The following is a 17,709-nucleotide window of genomic DNA, read 5'->3' on the forward strand; positions in this document are numbered from 1 at the left end:
CGCCAACCGGGCAATCGCCGAAGCCTGTGCGCAAACCGGGCACACCATCGGCGTATCCGGTGCAGGAACGACAAGGCCCCGCAGGGCGGGGCCTTGTCGAGGCGAAGGTGGGCTGGGCTAGCTGCGCTTGCTGCCAATTGCCTGGCTGCGATGCAGATGGTCGGACAGGTCGCCCGCCGCCGCGCTGAGCTTGCGTGACACCGGCAGCAGCAATGCGGTAATGGCCGAGGCGTGCACGGCCGTGCCCCGGGCTGCAGCCAGCAGCTCGCAGATGGCGGCCACTTGCTCGCTGGCGCTTTCCACATCGTCCCTGACCGTCTCAATCTGGTGCTGCATCACGTCTTCTTTCTACTGTATGCACATACAGTATAGGTCGAATGGGCAGATGTTTCAATTTGAAGTGACCCTGTTTCATCTGCTGATTGAGGACGGCAAGCGGGGTTTTGATCAGGTCGTGTACATGTCGACCTGGGGTGTGCAGAGTGCACCTGGAGGCTTTTGAACGGCCCGCGCGAATCCCGCGCTGTGAAGGCAAGTGATTGTTTTTGAATGGTTGACGACCCGCCCCCCGCGCACCACGCACCAACGCCGCTCAACTGCGGCGAACACTGCTCAAGCCCGCTTCCTGTAGGGACGGCCCGTTTGCAAACGGATTGGGGGATTCCCCGCAAGTGGGTGCGTCCGGAGGTTAAAACCGCCTCGTTTATAATGTCCGGCTTCGCTTACATCACGGGTTGAGCGAACCATGTGCGGTCCCCAGCGGCCAGGCGCATGTGATGTAAGCCCTTGAAATCTGAGGTGCCGCGCGGCCGACTGGCTTTGGCTCGCGTTGCACCGTGACTTTTGCGCAATACGGTGCGGGCTGTACAGCAGCCGGCACGGTCCAATCCCTCATAGGAACAAACATGGCCGTTACTGTTGAAACCCTTGAAAAGCTCGAGCGCAAGATCACGCTGAGCCTGCCCCTGAACTCCATCCAGAGCGAAGTCGAGAACCGCCTCAAGCAAGTGGCGCGCACCGTGAAGATGGACGGCTTCCGTCCCGGCAAGGTGCCGATGAGCGTGGTGGCCCAGCGTTATGGCTATTCGGTGCAGTACGAAGTGCTCAACGACAAGGTCGGCGAGGCTTTCGCACAGGCTGTCAACGAAGCCAAGCTGCGCGTGGCCGGCCAGCCCCGCATCTCCGAAAAGGAAGGCGCTCCCGAGGGCGAGGCACAGTTCGAAGCCATCTTCGAAGTGATGCCTGAAGTCAAGATCGGTGACCTGACCTCGGCCGAAGTCGAGAAGCTGACCGCCGAAGTGGACGACGCCGCCATCGACAAGACCGTGGACATCCTGCGCAAGCAGCGCCGCACCTTCGCGCAGCGCGCCCAGGCCGATGTGGCCGTGGACGGCGACCGCGTGACCGTGGACTTCGAAGGCAAGATCGACGGCGAGACCTTCTCCGGCGGCAAGGCCGAAGACTTCCAGTTCCTGGTCGGCGAAGGCCAGATGCTCAAGGAATTCGAAGACGCAGTGCGCGGCATGAAGGCCGGCGAGTCCAAGACCTTCCCCCTGGCTTTCCCCGCCGACTACCACGGCAAGGACGTGGCCGGCAAGACTGCCGACTTCCTGGTGACGGTCAAGAAGATCGAAGCCGCCAACCTGCCCGAAGTGGACGAGGCTTTTGCCAAGGCCCTGGGCGTGGCTGAAGGCACGGTCGAAGGCCTGCGCGCCGACATCAAGAAGAACCTGGAGCGTGAAGTCAAGTTCCGCGTCCAGGGCCGCAACAAGCAAGCCGTGATGGACGCCCTGGTGTCCAAGGCCGAGCTGGAACTGCCGAAGGCTTCGGTGCAGGCTGAAGTCGCACGTCTGCTGGAAGGCGCCCGCGCCGAGCTGCAGCAGCGCGGCATCAAGGACGCCGACAAGGCCGAGATCCCTGAAGACGTGTTCCTGCCCCAAGCCGAGCGCCGCGTGCGCCTGGGCCTGGTGGTGGCCGAGCTGGTGCGCGCCAACGAGCTGCACGCCACGCCCGAGCAGATCAAGGCCCACGTGGAAGAGCTGGCCGCCAGCTACGAAAAGCCCGAAGACGTGGCACGCTGGTACTTCGGCGACCGCCAACGCCTGGCTGAAGTCGAAGCCGTTGTCATCGAAAACAACGTGACCGAGTTCGTGCTGGGCAAGGCCAAGGTCTCCGACAAGGCCGTGTCCTTCGACGAACTGATGGGCCAGGCCTGAGGGTTTGAGCACCGCCTGCCTGCCGCTTCGTGAGATCGGCGGGCGGGTTGGCATCTGCGGGGCTTGTGCTTTGGCGCACAAGCCCCATTTTCTTTCCGGATACGGCTAAAGTAGCCCCCTAGTACTGGAGAAAACATGAGCGCATTGGAAACTCAGGGTTTGGGCATGATCCCAATGGTCATCGAACAGTCCGGCCGCGGAGAGCGGTCGTACGACATCTACTCGCGCCTGCTCAAGGACCGGGTGATCTTCCTGGTGGGCCCTGTCAATGACCAGACGGCCAACCTCGTCGTGGCCCAGCTGCTGTTCCTTGAAAGCGAAAACCCCGACAAGGACATTTCGTTCTACATCAACAGCCCCGGCGGCTCCGTAAGCGCCGGCCTGGCCATCTTCGACACGATGAACTTCATCAAGCCCGATGTGTCCACGCTGTGCACCGGCATTGCAGCCAGCATGGGTGCCTTCCTGCTGGCCGCTGGCACCAAGGGCAAGCGCTTTGCGCTGCCCAATTCCCAGGTCATGATCCACCAGCCGCTGGGCGGCATGCAGGGCCAGGCCACCGAGATCGAGATCCACGCCCGCGAGATCCTCAAGACCCGCGAGCGCCTGAACAAGATCCTGGCCGAGCGCACGGGCCAACCGCTGGAAAAGATCCAGCACGACACCGAGCGCGACTACTTCCTGTCCGCCGACGAAGCCAAGGACTACGGCCTGGTCGATCAGGTGATCAACAAGCGCTCCTGAAGCCCGGAGGCTGCATGAGAATGGGCGGCGTTTTCCCCCTACGGAAAACGCCGCTTTCCATTTGGTTATCATCCTTTTCCATATTTCTGTAACAAGGCACCGACCCCATGGCCGAGAAAAAAGGCTCCTCCAGCGAAAAAAACCTTTATTGCACCTTCTGCGGCAAGAGCCAGCATGAGGTCAAGAAGCTGATCGCGGGTCCGTCAGTCTTTATCTGCGACGAGTGCATCGATCTCTGCAACGAGATCATCCGCGACGAGCAGCCCAGCACCGAGGCCAAGGACGGCCGAGGCGACCTGCCCACGCCCGCCGAAATCAAGGCCAACCTGGACAACTACGTGATCGGCCAGGACCTGCCCAAGCGCACGCTGGCTGTCGCCGTATACAACCACTACAAGCGCCTGCGTCACAAGGACAAGGCCGGCAAGGACGAGATTGAGCTGGCCAAGAGCAACATCCTGCTCATCGGTCCCACGGGCTCCGGCAAGACGCTGCTGGCGCAGACGCTGGCGCGCATGCTCAACGTTCCCTTCGTCATGGCCGATGCCACCACGCTGACCGAGGCCGGCTACGTGGGCAAGGACGTCGAGAACATCATCCAGAAGCTGCTGCAAAGCTGCGAATACGACGTCGAGCGTGCGCAGCGCGGCATCGTCTACATCGACGAGATCGACAAGATCTCGCGCAAGTCCGACAACCCCAGCATCACGCGTGACGTGTCGGGCGAGGGCGTGCAGCAGGCCCTGCTCAAGCTCATCGAAGGCACCATGGCCAGCGTTCCCCCGCAAGGCGGCCGCAAGCATCCGAACCAGGACTTCCTGCAGATCGACACGACCAACATCCTGTTCATCTGCGGTGGCGCGTTCGCGGGCCTGGAGAAGGTCATCGAGAACCGCACCGAGGCGTCGGGCATCGGCTTTGGCGCCACGGTCAAGAGCAAGAAGCAGCGCTCCATCTCGGAAGTGTTCCAGGAGATCGAGCCTGAAGACCTGATCAAGTTCGGCATCATCCCCGAGCTGGTCGGCCGCATGCCCGTGGTCACGGCCCTGGCCGAACTGGGCGAAGACGCCCTGGTGCAGATCCTGACCGAGCCCAAGAACGCCCTGGTCAAGCAGTACAGCAAGCTGCTGGCCATGGAAGGCGTGGAGCTGGAGATCCGGCCCGCCGCGCTCAAGGCCATCGCCCGCAAGGCGCTGGCGCGCAAGACGGGTGCGCGTGGCCTGCGCTCCATCCTGGAGCAATCGCTGATCGGCACCATGTACGAACTGCCCAATGCCGACAATGTCGAGAAGGTGGTGGTGGACGAGTCCACCATCGAAGACGGAAAAGCACCGCTGCTGGTTTACCGCGAGGCGGCCAAGAAAGCCTGATGCGCCGCTGCCTGCAAAGGTCCGGCAGCGCAAGTCCCTGTGGCCCGAAATCCTTTCGGGCTGCGGGGTTGAAATACACCGGTGGGCGGACCATCTTCCGCTGACAAACCGAGGATTCCCATGTCAGGACATACCCCTTTGCCTTCCACCCCCCTAGACCTGGCGCTGCTGCCGCTGCGCGATGTGGTCGTGTTCCCCCACATGGTGATCCCGCTGTTCGTGGGTCGCGCCAAGAGCATCAAGGCGCTGGAGCTGGCCATGGAGGGCGACCGCCGCATCATGCTGGTGGCCCAGAAGACCGCCTCCAAGGACGAACCCACGGCGGCCGACATGTTCGACGTCGGCTGCGTGTCCACCATCCTGCAGATGCTCAAGCTGCCCGACGGCACGGTCAAGGTGCTGGTCGAAGGCCAGCAGCGCGCGCTGGTCAAGCAGGTCATGGATGAAGAGACCCACTTCGTGGGCTCCGTCGTGCCCGTGGCGCCCGAGGCCGAAACCCACAAGCCCAGCGAGATCGAAGCCCTGCGCCGCGCCGTGACGCAGCAGTTCGACCAGTACGTCAAGCTCAACAAGAAGATCCCGCCCGAGATCCTCACCTCCATCGCCAGCATCGACGATGCCGGCCGCCTGGCCGACACCATCGCCGCACACCTGCCGCTCAAGCTCGAGAACAAGCAGGCCGTGCTCGACCTGGTGGACATCAAGGAGCGCCTGGAAAACCTGTTCGAGCAGCTGGACCGTGAGGTCGACATCCTCAATGTCGACAAGCGCATCCGTGGTCGCGTCAAGCGCCAGATGGAAAAGAACCAGCGCGACTTCTACTTGAACGAGCAGGTCAAGGCCATCCAGAAGGAGCTGGGCGAGGGCGAGGACGGCGCCGACATCGAAGAGATCGAAAAGAAGATCAAGCTCGCTCGCATGCCCGCTGAGGCGCGCAAGAAGGCCGAGGCCGAGCTCAAGAAGCTCAAGCTCATGTCGCCCATGTCGGCCGAAGCCACCGTGGTGCGCAACTACATCGATGTGCTCACGGGCCTGCCCTGGAGCAAGAAGACCAAGATCAAGCACGACCTGGCCAATGCCGAGGAGGTGCTCAATGCCGACCACTTCGGCCTTGAAAAGGTCAAGGACCGCATCCTTGAATATCTTGCCGTGCAGCAACGCGTGGACAAGGTCAAGGCGCCCATCCTGTGCCTGGTCGGACCTCCGGGCGTGGGCAAGACCTCGCTGGGCCAGTCCATCGCCAAGGCCACGGGCCGCAAGTACGTCCGCATGGCGCTGGGCGGCATGCGTGACGAGGCGGAAATCCGCGGCCACCGCCGCACCTACATCGGCGCCATGCCGGGCAAGGTGCTGCAAAGCCTGGACAAGGTCGGCACGCGCAACCCGCTGTTCCTCCTGGACGAAATCGACAAGCTCGGCATGGACTTCCGTGGCGATCCGTCGAGCGCCCTGCTGGAAGTGCTGGACCCCGAGCAGAACCACACCTTCGGCGATCACTACGTCGAAGTGGACTTCGACCTCAGCGACGTGATGTTCGTGGCGACCTCCAACTCCATGAATATCCCGCCCGCGCTGCTGGACCGCATGGAAGTGATCCGCCTGTCGGGTTACACCGAGGACGAAAAGGTCAACATCGCCATCCGCTACCTGCTGCCCAAGCAGATCACCAACAACGGTGTGAAGGAAGGCGAGATGCGGGTGGAGGAATCCGCCATCCGCGACATCGTGCGCTACTACACGCGAGAGGCCGGCGTGCGTTCGCTGGAGCGCGAGCTGTCCAAGATCTGCCGCAAGGTCGTCAAGGGCCTGCAGCTCAAGAAGCTGGAGCCCACCGTCGTCGTCACTGCCGACAACCTGCCTGACTACCTGGGTGTTCGCAAGTACACCTATGGCCGTGCCGAACTGAACAACCAGATCGGCCAGGTCGTGGGTCTTGCCTGGACCGAGGTCGGCGGCGATCTGCTGACCATCGAGGCCGCCATCATGCCCGGCAAGGGCGTGATCTCGCGCACCGGCTCGCTGGGCGACGTGATGAAGGAATCGGTCGAAGCCGCGCGTACCGTGGTGCGCAGCCGCTCGCGCATGCTGGGCATCAAGGACGAGGCCTTCGAGAAGAAGGACATCCACGTGCACGTGCCCGATGGCGCCACCCCCAAGGACGGCCCCAGCGCGGGTGCAGCCATGACGACGGCCTTCGTCTCTGCGCTGACGGGTATCCCGGTGCGTGCCGATGTCGCCATGACTGGTGAAATCACGCTGCGCGGTGAGGTCACCGCCATCGGCGGCCTCAAGGAAAAGCTGCTGGCGGCCCTGCGTGGCGGCATCAAGACGGTGCTGATTCCCGAAGAGAACGTCAAGGACCTCCAGGAGATCCCCGACAACGTCAAGAGCGGCCTGGAAATCATTCCCGTCAAGTGGATCGACCAGGTCCTCAAGGTGGCGCTGGAACGTGTGCCAGAGCCTCTGTCCGACGAGGAGGCCGCCGCCGTGGCCCCGGCGGAAACCAAGGCTGTGGAGCCTGCAGTCAAGCACTGAAGATGAAAAAATGTAGCGTTTTTCCTGAACCCTCCAAGAACTACGCTACAATTCATCCCATCGCAGCAAACGACGTTGTAGAATGTCAGGCTTCGATAGAAACGCGGGAATAGCTCAGTTGGTAGAGCGCAACCTTGCCAAGGTTGAGGTCGACGGTTCGAACCCGTTTTCCCGCTCCAAATTATGATCTACAGACTTCTACTGACGTCTGTAAGTCATTGAAAAAAGGGGCTTCAGCCCCTTTTTTCATTCCAGCGAGCGCCACGGAAATCCACCCACAGCTACCGTTTTTGAGTGACCAATTAAGGCACAAGAATACGGGTGGACGGCTACCGGATAGTTGCTGGGGCTGAGCGGGAACCATGACGAGCATAGGGCCTGAGTCATTACTTAGGAGCCTCGAAATGGCACTCTCTGATCTGACCGTCCGGCAGGCAAGAACCACCGGAAAACGCTACACCCTCTCCGATAATGATTGCCTGGGTCTGATGGTCTCTGCTGCAGGCGGTAAGTCGTGGATGTTCCGCTACTACTGGCTGGGCAAGCAAAAACGTATGTCCCTGGGCGGATATCCTGCCCTCAGCTTGCGCGAGGCCCGCGTCGAGCGGGATAAGGCCCAAGCCCTGCTTGCCAGGGGGGTTGATCCGCAAATCGAGCGTGACCAGCGCCGGCACGCGGCCAAATTGGCGGGTGAATACACCTTTAGGAACGTTTTTGATGCCTGGGTCGAGCATCGCCGCAAGGAACTCAAGGAAGGCCGCCAGAGCACCCTGTCGCAGATCCTGCGCATCTTCAACAAGGACGTGCTGCCAGCCTTAGGGAAGATGTCGATCTACGACATTCGCCGCCCTCAGCTCCTGGGAGTTCTGGCGGCGATCGAGAAGCGCAAAGCGTTCACCACCGCCGAAAAGGTTCGCACCTGGTTCAACCAGATGTTCCGCTATGCCTTGGTCGTTGCCGAGGGCTTGGAGGTCAACCCTGCTGCTGACCTGGATGTGGTGGCCGAACCAAAGCCTCCGGTGACCCACAATCCCTATCTGCACCTGCTCGAGATGCCCGAGTTCCTTCAGAAGCTTCGGCTCTACACCCCCCGCGGCTGGCAGACCCAGTTTGGCGTGCGGCTGCTGTTGTTAACTGGGGTGCGGACGGGCGAATTGCGGCTTGCCGAGCCTGAGCAATTCGACCTCGACCGCGGCTTGTGGATCATCCCACCGCAATTCGTCAAGCAGCTCCAGGACGAAATGCGCAAGGCCGGAAAGCGGCCGCAGGACGTGCCGCCCTACATCGTGCCCCTCTCTCTGCAAGCCATCGAGATCGTGCGCTACCTGCTGAGCGCGATGCGGCCGGCGCAGAAGTACCTGTTGGCTCATACCAGCGAACTCAAGAAGCGCATCAGCGAAAATACCCTGAACAAGGCCTTGCAACTCATGGGCTACGAGGGGCGCCTGACGGGGCACGGCATCCGCGGCACCATCTCGACGGCGCTGAACGAAATCGGCTATCCAAAAATTTGGGTTGATGCACAGCTATCGCACTCTGACCCCAACAAGGTCAGCTCGGCCTACAACCACGCCAAATACGTGGAGCCGAGGCGCCGGATGATGCAGGACTGGGCCGATCGCCTCGACCTGCTCGAACAGGGCGAGGTAGAAGCTGCGAGCGCACACCTGACCATCCGCATCGATGGGGTGCCTGCGATGGCAGAAGTGGAAGAGGCGGTGGGTGCGGCCCCCACCGTGGCCGAACCGCCTGTGCCCGGCGTGCGGTCCCTTGTCGCAACGCCCATTGTCGTCACTTCGAGCAGCGGCGGAATCACGTTCCGGAGACTATCGCATCTGCCGCCGCCTCCGGTGCATGTCCCAGAGCCGGAAGTGTCCGCGATCCAGCGCGAGCGCGAGGAAATGCTGGCTATCTACGAGTCGCCGAACAGCCTGCCGGTCCCGTTGTTCGGCAAGCTGGCCGGGAAGTCCAAGGACCAGATCAACCGCGAACTGAAAGCCGGAAAGTTGCTGGCTATCAGTCTTGGCAATCGGGGACAGCGTGTTCCGGACTGGCAACTGGTGCCGCTCAAACACAGGCTGGCCCAGGTGCTCATGAACCAGTGCCCGCACGCGGATTCTTGGGGACTTTACCGCATGCTGACCCAGCCGCACCCTGACCTGGGCGATCGCGCCGCCATCGATGCGGTCACGCCGACCAACGTGCCGGCGATCGTACGGGTCATCATGGGCGACTACCGGCATCACGAGGATGTGCCCAAGGCCGTCGTCCCGCAGCCCGTCCCGGAAGATGTGCGGCAGAGCGTTCGTGGGCTAGTGGACAGCGCTGTGGTGATCGAGGGAACCTAATCCACGGGTCAGCCTATGGCCGGGATGACGCTTCCGGCCGTAGGCCCATCACCTTGCACCTTCCCCAGCAATCTGTAGCGCTCTACGCTCGAACCGCTTGGCAGCAGAATCGGCTTGCGCGTGGGGCCGTTGGAGGTACGTCACGATATTGTAGGGGCCATCGGCGAGCGGTCGCATGCCGATCCCCCATTGATGGGCACGCTCGATGCGCGATTGCGCGCATACGCCGATGCCGTAGCCGGATGAGACCCACAGCGCCATCATCTCGAATGAAGTTGCAGACAGGATGTTCTCTTGGTCCATCGGCATGAGGGAGGCCAACCTCTCGTCCAGCAAGGGACAAGCCTCCACCCGCCAGCGATAGATTGGATAACCCTGAAGATCTGAGATGGTGAGCTTCGCGTGGTTAACTAAGCGGGACCGCGGTGGTATCGCAACGGCCATGCTTTCGCACCATAGCCTCCGGCTACTCGTCAGGTGATCCCCTGCACCGCTAAGAGATAGTCCCGCGTCGTAGCGGCCCTCCTGCAGGCCCGTCATCAACTCTTGATCCGAAACTTCACGCACGGCCATCGCGACGCCCGGCTCCTGCGCTCGCTGCAGTGCAAGCAGCGCCGACAGCCGTGAAGACGGTACACCTGGCGCTATGGCGACCGTGAAATTCGGGCGCGGACTGATGACGTCATGCATGGATACCCCCAAAGAGGCGGCGGGAGGGGATCGAAAAGACCTACCGACATCATACTAAAGAGATATCTTTAACGTGGTTAAAGATCAGTGATTCCATGACGCTTCTGCGAATGCAGAAGCGCACTATTCGGCCTGGACGGCCCGCCGGAGTAACCACCTATGAGTCCGCACCGGCGTTGGCGTTCGGGCAAGCGGTGCGAGCCGCTCGCCTGGCTCAGGGGATTGCTCAGGATGAGTTCGCGGGCTTGGCGGGGATCGCGCGCTCGCACATGGGCAAGATTGAGCGCGGCGAGCACATGCCGACACTCGCTCTCATTCTAAAAATTTCCCTGGCTCTCAAGATCAGCTCGGCCGAACTGATGACGGCCACGGAGCGCAACCTCTACCTTCAGGGCGATGCGTGACGCCGGATGTGGCGCAGGCGTCGTAGCTAATCGCTCTTTGGCGAACGCAAACGCTCGATGAAGCGCTCTACGGGTGCGGATAGTCCGCTACCGCCTTCGGGCCGAAGCAGGTAGGTGATGATGACGGCCGAATCGAGCGCCAACGGCCGGATCACCACGTCGGGACGTTGACACGCCGCGATTCGGGTCGCCGTTGCGAAGCCGATGCCGTAACCAGCTCCGACCAATGTGAGCATCATGTCCAGCGACGAGACATGCTCAACGATGGTGGACTCGCGCTCCAGGGGATGTAGCAGCCGGGTCAATTCGCGGCAGTAGCCCTCGCAAAGCTGCGGATCGCACATCACCAGCGGGTAACTCACGAGTTCACGTAGCGACACTTCCTTGTGGGCCAGCAACGGGTGCCGGATCGGCACGGTCACCACCAGCGGGTCCTGCCAGATGGGCTCCGTCACCAGTCCGTCGCCGACGTCCGCGGTGTGTGCGAAACCGATCGCGAAGTCGCCGGATCGCAGTCCCCGCAACTGTTCCGCCAGGGTGACCTCGGAGAGCCGTATTTCGATCTCCGGCTCCTCCTGGCGGCACAGGGCAAGAAGTGCAGACAGCCGCGGGTCGATGGCGCCATCGGAGATGGCGATGCGCACGCTGCCTCTTAGGCCTGCGGCGATCGCCCTGACGTTTTCTCGTGCCTGCTCCAGGTTGGTGAACAGCCTGCGAATGTCCTGAAGGAAGGTGGTGCCCGCTGGCGTCAACCGCGTTCCCCGCCGATCGCGGTCAAAGAGCAGCACCCCCAGTTCGTCTTCCAATTCCTTGATCGTGCGGGACAGCGGCGGCTGCTCGATGTGCAAGCGCTCCGCAGCACGGGTGAAATGCAGCTCTTCGGCGAGAGCCACGAAGCAGCGCAAATGACGAAGTTCCATGGGCACGTCCTTCAGCAATCCTGGTCATTGGGTTGGCCACGGCGCATTGCTGCCGAAGTGCGCTTAGAGGGGGCGAGGTAGTGCTGGGTCCCTCTTCAGGGCGAGGAAAAAGGCCATCGGTGTATTTGAATAATAATACATATGTTCATGTATTAACTCAAGTCAAGGGCGGTAGCAACTGTTTCGGAACGTGACGCCGAAGCCAACCCGCTCAATGCTTGAGCGGCTAAGGCAGTACTGACGCCAAAGTAGCGCGAGCCCACAGAGGGGCTCGCGAGATGTAGGACTGAAGGCGCTCTGCCTTCATGGAAAGGCCCAAATCAGGCCGGGTTGATTTCCAACGAGCCACGGTTGATCTGGTCGCGTTCCATCGACTCGAACAAGGCACCGAAGTTTCCTTCGCCGAAGCCCTCGCGGTAGTTGCCCTTGCGCTCGATGAACTCGAAGAACACCGGGCCAAGCAGCGGCTCGGAGAATATCTGCAGCAGCAGGCGGGGCTGGCCGCCTTCGGTCGTGCCGTCGAGCAGAATGCCGCGCGCCTGCAACTCGGGCACGGGCTGGCCATGGCCGGGCAGGCGCTTTTCCAAGTTTGCGTAATAGATGTCGTTGGGGGCGGTCAGCAGCGGGATACCGGCCATCTGCACGCGGTCGAGCGCATCGAGTAGGTTGTCGCACAGCAGGGCGATGTGCTGGATGCCCTCGCCGCTGAACTGCATCAAGAATTCCTCAATCTGGCCGCCGCCCTGGCGTGCTTCCTCGTTCAGCGGGATGCGGATCAGGCCGTCCGGCGCGCTCATCGCCTTGGAGGCTAGGCCGGTGTACTCGCCGTTGATGTCGAAGTAGCGGATCTCTTGGAAGTTGAAGAACTTCGTGTAGAAGTCGGCCCAGTACTCCGACTCGCACAAGCGCAATCCCATGGACGTGTTCCGCGCGTCTGTCCAGAACTGGCCAGAGGTTGTGGAGTGCCATGCGCTGACCGGCGACATGGACTATCTGCTGCGGGTGGTCGTCATGGACATGGCTCACTACTCCCGCTTCGTGCTCGACACGCTGCTCAAGCACCCCAGCGTGCAGGACTGCAAGACCAGCTTCGTGCTGGATCGCGTAAAGAGCACCACGGCCTTGCCCCTATGAGCATTCGGCCGGTTGGTGTGGCGGGGATGCAAATAGCGATTGACCTTCCAACGGTGGCAAGGAGCACACTTCAAACACCCCAACCCGAAAGGAGTTTTCCATGCAATTCCATCTCGAAGACATGACCTGCGGCGGCTGCGCCCGCACTGTGACGAAAACGATCCAAACGATCGACCCCAACGCCAAGATCGTCACGGACCCGCCGACCCGCCGTGTCGAGGTCCAGACCTCGGCCTCGCAAGAGCAGATCGCCGCGGCCCTGAGCGAAGCTGGCTTCCCGCCGCGCGCGCAGTAACACCGCGTCGTGGCCGGCCTGCACACAGGACGGCCGATGCGAGCACGTGCGCTGCGCCGTACCTGGCGCGGCGCTCAGTGCATCCCAAGGTAGGCGACCTTGGCCCACATCCACAGGGCCATCGCCACCATCATCAGGTTCTCGGTCAGGGACACGAAGCCCAGCGGCACGTTGCTGTCCCCGCCCACACAGGCGCACTTGAGTTCCCGGCGATCGACATAGACCGCCTTGAAAACCGACACGGCCCCGACGGTCCCGATGAACAGCGCCAACGGAATCGACACCCACATCCCCACGCCCGCGACCATCAGGACACCTGCGATGGCCTCCGCGAACGGGTAGAAATAGGCATACCGAACCCAGCGCTTGGCCAGCAGGTCGTAGTTGAGGAACATCGTCGCGAAGCCGTCCACGTCCTTGAGCTTCTGCAGCGCCAAGAGACACATGGCAAAGGCCACGAACCACTCTGCCGCCTGAATGCTCCAGAGCTGGCCGAAGGCCGCCCAGCTCGCCGCCAGCGCCATCGCGGCCGCCATGGCGAACAGCGCGATCACAGGGGTGTAGGTCACGGCGTTCTTGTCCTTCACGGACATGCCGAAGAATTTGCGCAGGTCGTCATAGCCGCCCACGCGCCGCCCGTTTATGAAGACCTGGGGCGTGGTCTCGACGCCATGCTCCTTCTTGAACGCATCCGTCTGCTCGCGGCTCGCCAAGTGTTTGTCCTCGACCTCGTAGCCCTTGCGGTTGAGCAGATCGAGCGACTTCAGCCCGTAGGGGCAGGTATGGCCGGGCATGACCATCCGGTAGAGCGTGGCTTGTTTGGGCGCAGACATGCTGGACTTCTCCTGTGGGCCTTTTCATGGGCCGGCCGCAGCGCCGACTATCACGGATTGAAGGACTTTGACGACATTTCCAGCCTAACCGGCGGTGATGCAAGGGGGTGTAGGAATCTGGCTCGCGGGTCGGTCGTCAGGCTGTAATGCCGTCAGTCCTCCATCTACCAGAGCAACCCTGCCGCAGGCCGGTGCGCCTGAGGCAGCACGCAGGCTCCTAGTGGTTCTCCTTGGCATGGTTGATCGTGTACTTGGGGATCTCGACGGTCAGGTCTTCGGTCGCAACGATGGCCTGGCAGCTCAGCCGCGACTGCGCCTCCAGTCCCCAGGCCCTGTCGAGCAGATCGTCCTCGCACTCCTCGACCTCGTTGAGGGAATCGAACCCCTTGCGCACGATGCAGTGACAGGTCGTGCAGGCACAGCTCATGTCGCAGGCATGCTCGATCTCGATGCCGTTGTCCAGCAGGGCCTCGCAGATCGAAGTGCCGGCTGGCACGTTTAGTTCGGCGCCCTCGGGAGCCAGTTCAGGATGGGGCAAGACGGTGATTTTGGGCATATCTCTCCTGGCTGCTCAGTGCGCACGCGGCTTTTTTCCTGCTGCGCTGGCTCGCGCGCGGCGCGGTACGGCGCCGGTGCGCGCTTCGGGCTCGTCGTCACTGGTATCGGGCTGCTCCAGCGTGTGCAAGATCGGGCAGTCGGGCCGTTCATCGCCGGCGCAACACCGGATCAGCGCCTTGAGCGTCGCGGCCATCTCCAGCATGCTCTCGATGCGCCGGTCCAACTCGTCGATGTGTTGCTGGGCCAGACGCTTGACGTCAGCACTCTGGCGCGACTTGTCATTCCACAGCCCCAGCAGGTCCGTGATCTCGGCCACCGAGAAGCCGAGGTCGCGCGCACGCCGGATGAAATGCAACCGGTGAACGTCGTCCTGGGTATAGGCGCGGTAGCCCGAATCGGTGCGGTCAGCCGGAGGGATCAGGCCGATCTGCTCGTAGTAGCGGATCATCTTGGCCGAGACCTTCGAGGCCTTGGATGCTTCACCGATGTTCATGGTGTTCCTCCTTTCTCATTGAGCGGTGTCGGCCGCCAGCGGCGGCTGGAAGCGGCGAAGACGCAGCGCATTGCCGAGCACGAACACGCTAGACAGTGCCATTGCGCCGGCCGCGAAGATCGGCGATAACAGGACGCCATAGGCGGGGTACAGCACGCCCGCGGCCACCGGGATCAGGGCCGTGTTGTAGCCAAACGCCCAGAACAGGTTCTGGCGGATGTTGCCGATGGTGGCCTTGGACAGCGCGATGGCGTTGGGCACACCCTGCAGGTTGCCGGACATCAGCACCACGTCGGCCGACTCCACCGCCACGTCGGTGCCGGTGCCGATCGCCAGGCCCACGTCTGCCTCGGCCAGCGCTGGGGCGTCGTTGATGCCGTCGCCCACGTAGGCGATCTGGCCGTGGCTGGCCTTCAGCCGGCGCACGGCTTCGACCTTGCCCTCAGGCAGCACTTCGGCCACCACCTCGTCGATGCCCAGTTGCTTGGCGATGGCCTGCGCGGTACGCGCGTTGTCGCCGGTGATCATTGCCACCTTCAGGCCGAGTTGGTGCAGCGCGGCGATGGCCGTGGGCGTGCTGGACTTGATCGGGTCGGCGACGGCGATGATGGCGGCCAGCCGGCCGTCGATCGCGGCGTACAGCGGCGACTTGCCCTCATTGCCCAGGCGCTCGGCCGTGCGAGCGAAGCCGCCCACGTCCAACCCCAGCTCACGCATGAAGCGATCGGCACCGACCTCGACACGCGCGCCGTCCACGGTGGCGCGCACGCCCATGCCCGTGACCGAATCGAAGTCTGTCATCGTCGGCAGCGCGATGCCACCTTCCACGGCCGACTCGACGATGGCGCGTGCGATCGGATGCTCCGAGCGCGATTCGACAGCGGCGACCTTCGCCAGCACCTGGTTGCGGTCAAATCCGTCGGCAATCTCCAGGTCGGTCAGGACCGGGCGGCCCTCGGTCAGCGTGCCGGTCTTGTCCACGGCCACCACCTTGGCGTCCTTGAGCAGTTGCAGGGCTTCACCCTTGCGGAACAGCACGCCCATCTCGGCGCCGCGGCCGGTGCCGACCATGATGGAGGTCGGCGTCGCCAGACCCATGGCGCACGGGCAGGCAATGATCAGCACCGCCACGGCATTGACCAGCGCGAAGGACAGCGCGGGCGACGGGCCGAACACCAGCCAGACCAGGAAGGTCAGCACGGCGGCCAGCATGACGGCGGGCACGAACCACAGTGTCACCTTGTCCACCACGGCCTGGATCGGCAGCTTGGAACCTTGCGCCTGCTCGACCATGCGGATGATCTGCGCCAGCATGGTCTGACCGCCCACGGCGGTCGCGCGCAGCGTCAGCGCACCCTTCTGGTTGACGGTGCCGCCGACCACGGTGCTGCCTTCCGCCTTTTCGACGGGAATCGGCTCGCCGGTGATCATCGACTCGTCCACGAAGCTGAGGCCCTCGGTCACTTCACCATCGACCGGCACGCGCTCGCCAGGGCGCACTTCCACGATGTCGCCCTGCGCCACGTCGTTGATCGGGATGTCCACGATGCGGCCGTCGCGCAGCACGTGCGCCTCCTTGGCCTGCAGGCCGACCAGGCGCTTGATGGCCTCGGAGGTGCGGCCCTTGGCCCGTGCCTCAAGAAAGCGGCCCAGCAGGATCAGCGCCACGATGACGGCGGCCGCCTCGTAGTACACGTTCACCGTGCCGGCCGGCAGCAGACTGGGCGCGAATGTGGCGACCATCGAATAGCCGAAGGCCGCGGCCGTGCCGACCGCGACCAGCGAGTTCATGTCGGGACCCAGGCGGAACAGCGCCGGGAAGCCCTTCTCGTAGAAGCGCCAGCCCGGAATGGCGAGCACCAGCAGGGTCAGCACGAACTGCAGATACCAACTCTGCTGGATGCCGATGGTGGAAGCCACCCACTCGTGCATGCCGGGAATCATGTGCGAGCCCATTTCGAGCACGAACACAGGCAGCGCCAGCACGGCGGCCAGGGTCAGGTCGCGCTTGAGTTCGGCGCGCTCGGCGTCCTTCTTCTCGGCGGCTTCCTCGTCGGCGTGCGCGCCGGTATCGACCGGGCTGGCCTCGTAGCCGACCTTCTCGATGGCCGCGATCAGGTCCGCCACGGCGGCCACGCCGCGCACGGTGGCACGCTCGGTCGCGAGGTTGACCGTGGCCTCGGTGACGCCGGGCACGGCCTTGAGTGCCTTCTCGACGCGGCCCACGCAGGAGGCGCAGGTCATGCCCCCGACCGCCAGTTCGACGGTGCCAGCCGGCACGTCGTAGCCGACCTTCTCGACCGCCTGGATCAACGCGATGCGATCGACAGGACCGGCCAGGCGGATGTCCGCCCGCTCGGTGGCGAGATTGACGGACACGCTGTCCACGCCCGGCACCTTGGCCAGGGCGGCCTCGACTCGGCCGACGCAGCTCGCGCAGGTCATGCCCTCGATGGGCAGGCTGATTGCCGCTGCTTGGGCGCCAGCACTACTCGTTGTTGCCATGCTCATGGTGTGCTTCCCATAGTTGAAATTCGACATGGAGGGAGCTTAGGGTTTACCATCGTGGGAAGGTCAAGCGCTTTTTCGGATGCTGTCAGGTTTCAGAAATGACCCGGCGCACGGGGAACGGAGGCCTTGCCTGCCAGGCTCGCACTGGTTCTTTGCTGCGCGAGCCTAAGCGGCCGCTGCCTTGTTAATTCTGAAGAGCGAAAACAGCCATTCGAGGATAGGAAATATTTTAAAAATGAATATAAGTAAGCCATTCAGTACCCCACCGAAGGGTCCCAGCGCCGATTTGGAATCGCTGTCACAGAATGACGTGACCATCTTGGCTGAGACATTCCGCCTCCTGGGTGACCCGTCCCGGCTGAGAATCATGCTGTGCTGCATGAAGGGCTCCTCCTCGGTCGGGGACATTGCTGAAACCCTCGAACTCTCGCAGTCGCTGGTGAGCCACCACCTGCGGCTGCTGCGCGGTGCTCGCCTGGTCAAGGGCGTGCGCCAGGCCAAACAGATCTTCTATGAGGTGGCGGACAAGCACGTGAACCAGGTGCTGCTGGATATGGCCACCCACATCGCGGAAGACCACAACGACGAGTAACTGTTGGGCATAGCATGCCGTTGCAGCGTGGCCTACGTTCCATGGCGATATGCGCCCCACCGCCCG

At 62.8% G+C, this 17,709-nt stretch carries 15 protein-coding genes, 1 tRNA gene and 2 pseudogenes; 10 read left to right on the forward strand and 8 right to left on the reverse strand.

Annotated features, from left to right (window positions below; translation table 11 throughout):
• Positions 1 to 117: 117 nt before the first annotated feature.
• Complete coding sequence (locus QZ709_RS04660) at positions 118 to 336, reverse strand: hypothetical protein (RefSeq protein ID WP_016445086.1); 219 nt, start codon at positions 334 to 336, stop codon at positions 118 to 120.
• Between the two features lie 569 nt (positions 337 to 905).
• Between QZ709_RS04660 and tig the strand changes: the two genes are divergently transcribed.
• The 6 genes from tig (at position 906) to QZ709_RS04690 (ending at position 9,213) form a co-directional block, all read left to right on the forward strand.
• Positions 906 to 2,216, forward strand: coding sequence for a trigger factor (tig, locus tag QZ709_RS04665; protein ID WP_016445087.1), 1,311 nt, complete (start codon positions 906 to 908; stop codon positions 2,214 to 2,216).
• Positions 2,217 to 2,351: 135 nt separating this feature from the next.
• Positions 2,352 to 2,960: an ATP-dependent Clp endopeptidase proteolytic subunit ClpP gene (clpP, locus tag QZ709_RS04670; RefSeq protein ID WP_016445088.1), complete on the forward strand. Its 609-nt coding sequence runs from the start codon at positions 2,352 to 2,354 to the stop codon at positions 2,958 to 2,960.
• Positions 2,961 to 3,067: 107 nt separating this feature from the next.
• A complete protein-coding gene (clpX, locus tag QZ709_RS04675) occupies positions 3,068 to 4,330 on the forward strand; it encodes an ATP-dependent Clp protease ATP-binding subunit ClpX (protein WP_294636157.1) in 1,263 nt (420 codons plus the stop codon).
• Positions 4,331 to 4,450: 120 nt separating this feature from the next.
• On the forward strand, positions 4,451 to 6,865 hold the full coding sequence (gene lon, locus QZ709_RS04680) for an endopeptidase La (protein WP_016445089.1): 2,415 nt from the start codon (positions 4,451 to 4,453) through the stop codon (positions 6,863 to 6,865).
• A 103-nt stretch (positions 6,866 to 6,968) separates the two neighbouring features.
• Positions 6,969 to 7,044: transfer RNA gene (locus QZ709_RS04685), tRNA-Gly, on the forward strand.
• Positions 7,045 to 7,269: 225 nt separating this feature from the next.
• Positions 7,270 to 9,213, forward strand: coding sequence for an integrase arm-type DNA-binding domain-containing protein (locus QZ709_RS04690; RefSeq protein WP_047218351.1), 1,944 nt, complete (start codon positions 7,270 to 7,272; stop codon positions 9,211 to 9,213).
• Positions 9,214 to 9,261: 48 nt separating this feature from the next.
• On the opposite strand, the gene QZ709_RS04695 is transcribed toward QZ709_RS04690, so the two are convergent.
• Positions 9,262 to 9,903 carry a substrate-binding domain-containing protein gene (locus QZ709_RS04695; RefSeq protein ID WP_047218352.1) on the reverse strand — a complete coding sequence of 214 codons (642 nt, stop codon included), beginning with the start codon at positions 9,901 to 9,903 and terminating at the stop codon, positions 9,262 to 9,264.
• 110 nt (positions 9,904 to 10,013) lie between these two features.
• Here QZ709_RS04695 and QZ709_RS04700 point away from each other — a divergent pair, with 110 nt between their 5' ends.
• Positions 10,014 to 10,307: a helix-turn-helix transcriptional regulator gene (locus QZ709_RS04700; protein WP_024082527.1), complete on the forward strand. Its 294-nt coding sequence runs from the start codon at positions 10,014 to 10,016 to the stop codon at positions 10,305 to 10,307.
• 26 nt (positions 10,308 to 10,333) lie between these two features.
• Here the strand turns inward: QZ709_RS04700 and QZ709_RS04705 are convergent, their stop codons facing one another.
• Both QZ709_RS04705 and QZ709_RS04710 read right to left on the reverse strand, forming a co-directional pair.
• On the reverse strand, positions 10,334 to 11,227 hold the full coding sequence (locus QZ709_RS04705; protein WP_012614048.1) for a LysR family transcriptional regulator: 894 nt from the start codon (positions 11,225 to 11,227) through the stop codon (positions 10,334 to 10,336).
• Between the two features lie 320 nt (positions 11,228 to 11,547).
• A pseudogene (locus QZ709_RS04710) lies at positions 11,548 to 12,117 on the reverse strand (VOC family protein); the annotation flags it as partial.
• Between QZ709_RS04710 and QZ709_RS04715 the strand changes: the two are divergent.
• Both QZ709_RS04715 and QZ709_RS04720 read left to right on the forward strand, forming a co-directional pair.
• A pseudogene (locus QZ709_RS04715) lies at positions 12,113 to 12,361 on the forward strand (Lrp/AsnC ligand binding domain-containing protein); the annotation flags it as partial. The pseudogenes QZ709_RS04710 and QZ709_RS04715 sit on opposite strands and share 5 nt — an antisense overlap.
• Before the next feature lie 100 nt (positions 12,362 to 12,461).
• A complete protein-coding gene (locus tag QZ709_RS04720) occupies positions 12,462 to 12,656 on the forward strand; it encodes a heavy-metal-associated domain-containing protein (RefSeq protein WP_003821167.1) in 195 nt (64 codons plus the stop codon).
• Between the two features lie 74 nt (positions 12,657 to 12,730).
• Here the strand turns inward: QZ709_RS04720 and QZ709_RS04725 are convergent, their stop codons facing one another.
• The 4 genes from QZ709_RS04725 to QZ709_RS04740 all read right to left on the reverse strand — a co-directional run bounded on the left by QZ709_RS04725 (position 12,731) and on the right by QZ709_RS04740 (position 17,051).
• The gene (locus tag QZ709_RS04725) at positions 12,731 to 13,489 is read right to left on the reverse strand and encodes a MauE/DoxX family redox-associated membrane protein (protein ID WP_008786745.1); all 759 of its coding nucleotides are present in this window, start codon (positions 13,487 to 13,489) and stop codon (positions 12,731 to 12,733) included.
• A 217-nt stretch (positions 13,490 to 13,706) separates the two neighbouring features.
• Entirely contained in the window at positions 13,707 to 14,045 is a 339-nt protein-coding gene (gene fdx, locus QZ709_RS04730; protein ID WP_012614051.1) for an ISC system 2Fe-2S type ferredoxin, read from the reverse strand.
• Between the two features lie 15 nt (positions 14,046 to 14,060).
• Positions 14,061 to 14,540 (reverse strand): Cu(I)-responsive transcriptional regulator, encoded by a 480-nt coding sequence (gene cueR / locus QZ709_RS04735; RefSeq protein ID WP_047218353.1) that lies wholly within the window; start codon positions 14,538 to 14,540, stop codon positions 14,061 to 14,063.
• Between the two features lie 15 nt (positions 14,541 to 14,555).
• Positions 14,556 to 17,051, reverse strand: a complete 2,496-nt coding sequence (locus QZ709_RS04740; RefSeq protein ID WP_366937141.1) for a heavy metal translocating P-type ATPase — start codon at positions 17,049 to 17,051, stop codon at positions 14,556 to 14,558.
• Between the two features lie 235 nt (positions 17,052 to 17,286).
• Between QZ709_RS04740 and QZ709_RS04745 the strand changes: the two genes are divergently transcribed.
• Positions 17,287 to 17,643 carry a metalloregulator ArsR/SmtB family transcription factor gene (locus QZ709_RS04745; RefSeq protein WP_057091752.1) on the forward strand — a complete coding sequence of 119 codons (357 nt, stop codon included), beginning with the start codon at positions 17,287 to 17,289 and terminating at the stop codon, positions 17,641 to 17,643.
• Positions 17,644 to 17,709 lie beyond the last annotated feature (66 nt).

The organism is uncultured Aquabacterium sp. (genome assembly GCF_913773725.1).
In the GTDB taxonomy this organism is placed as follows: Bacteria; Pseudomonadota; Gammaproteobacteria; order Burkholderiales; family Burkholderiaceae_C; genus Aquabacterium.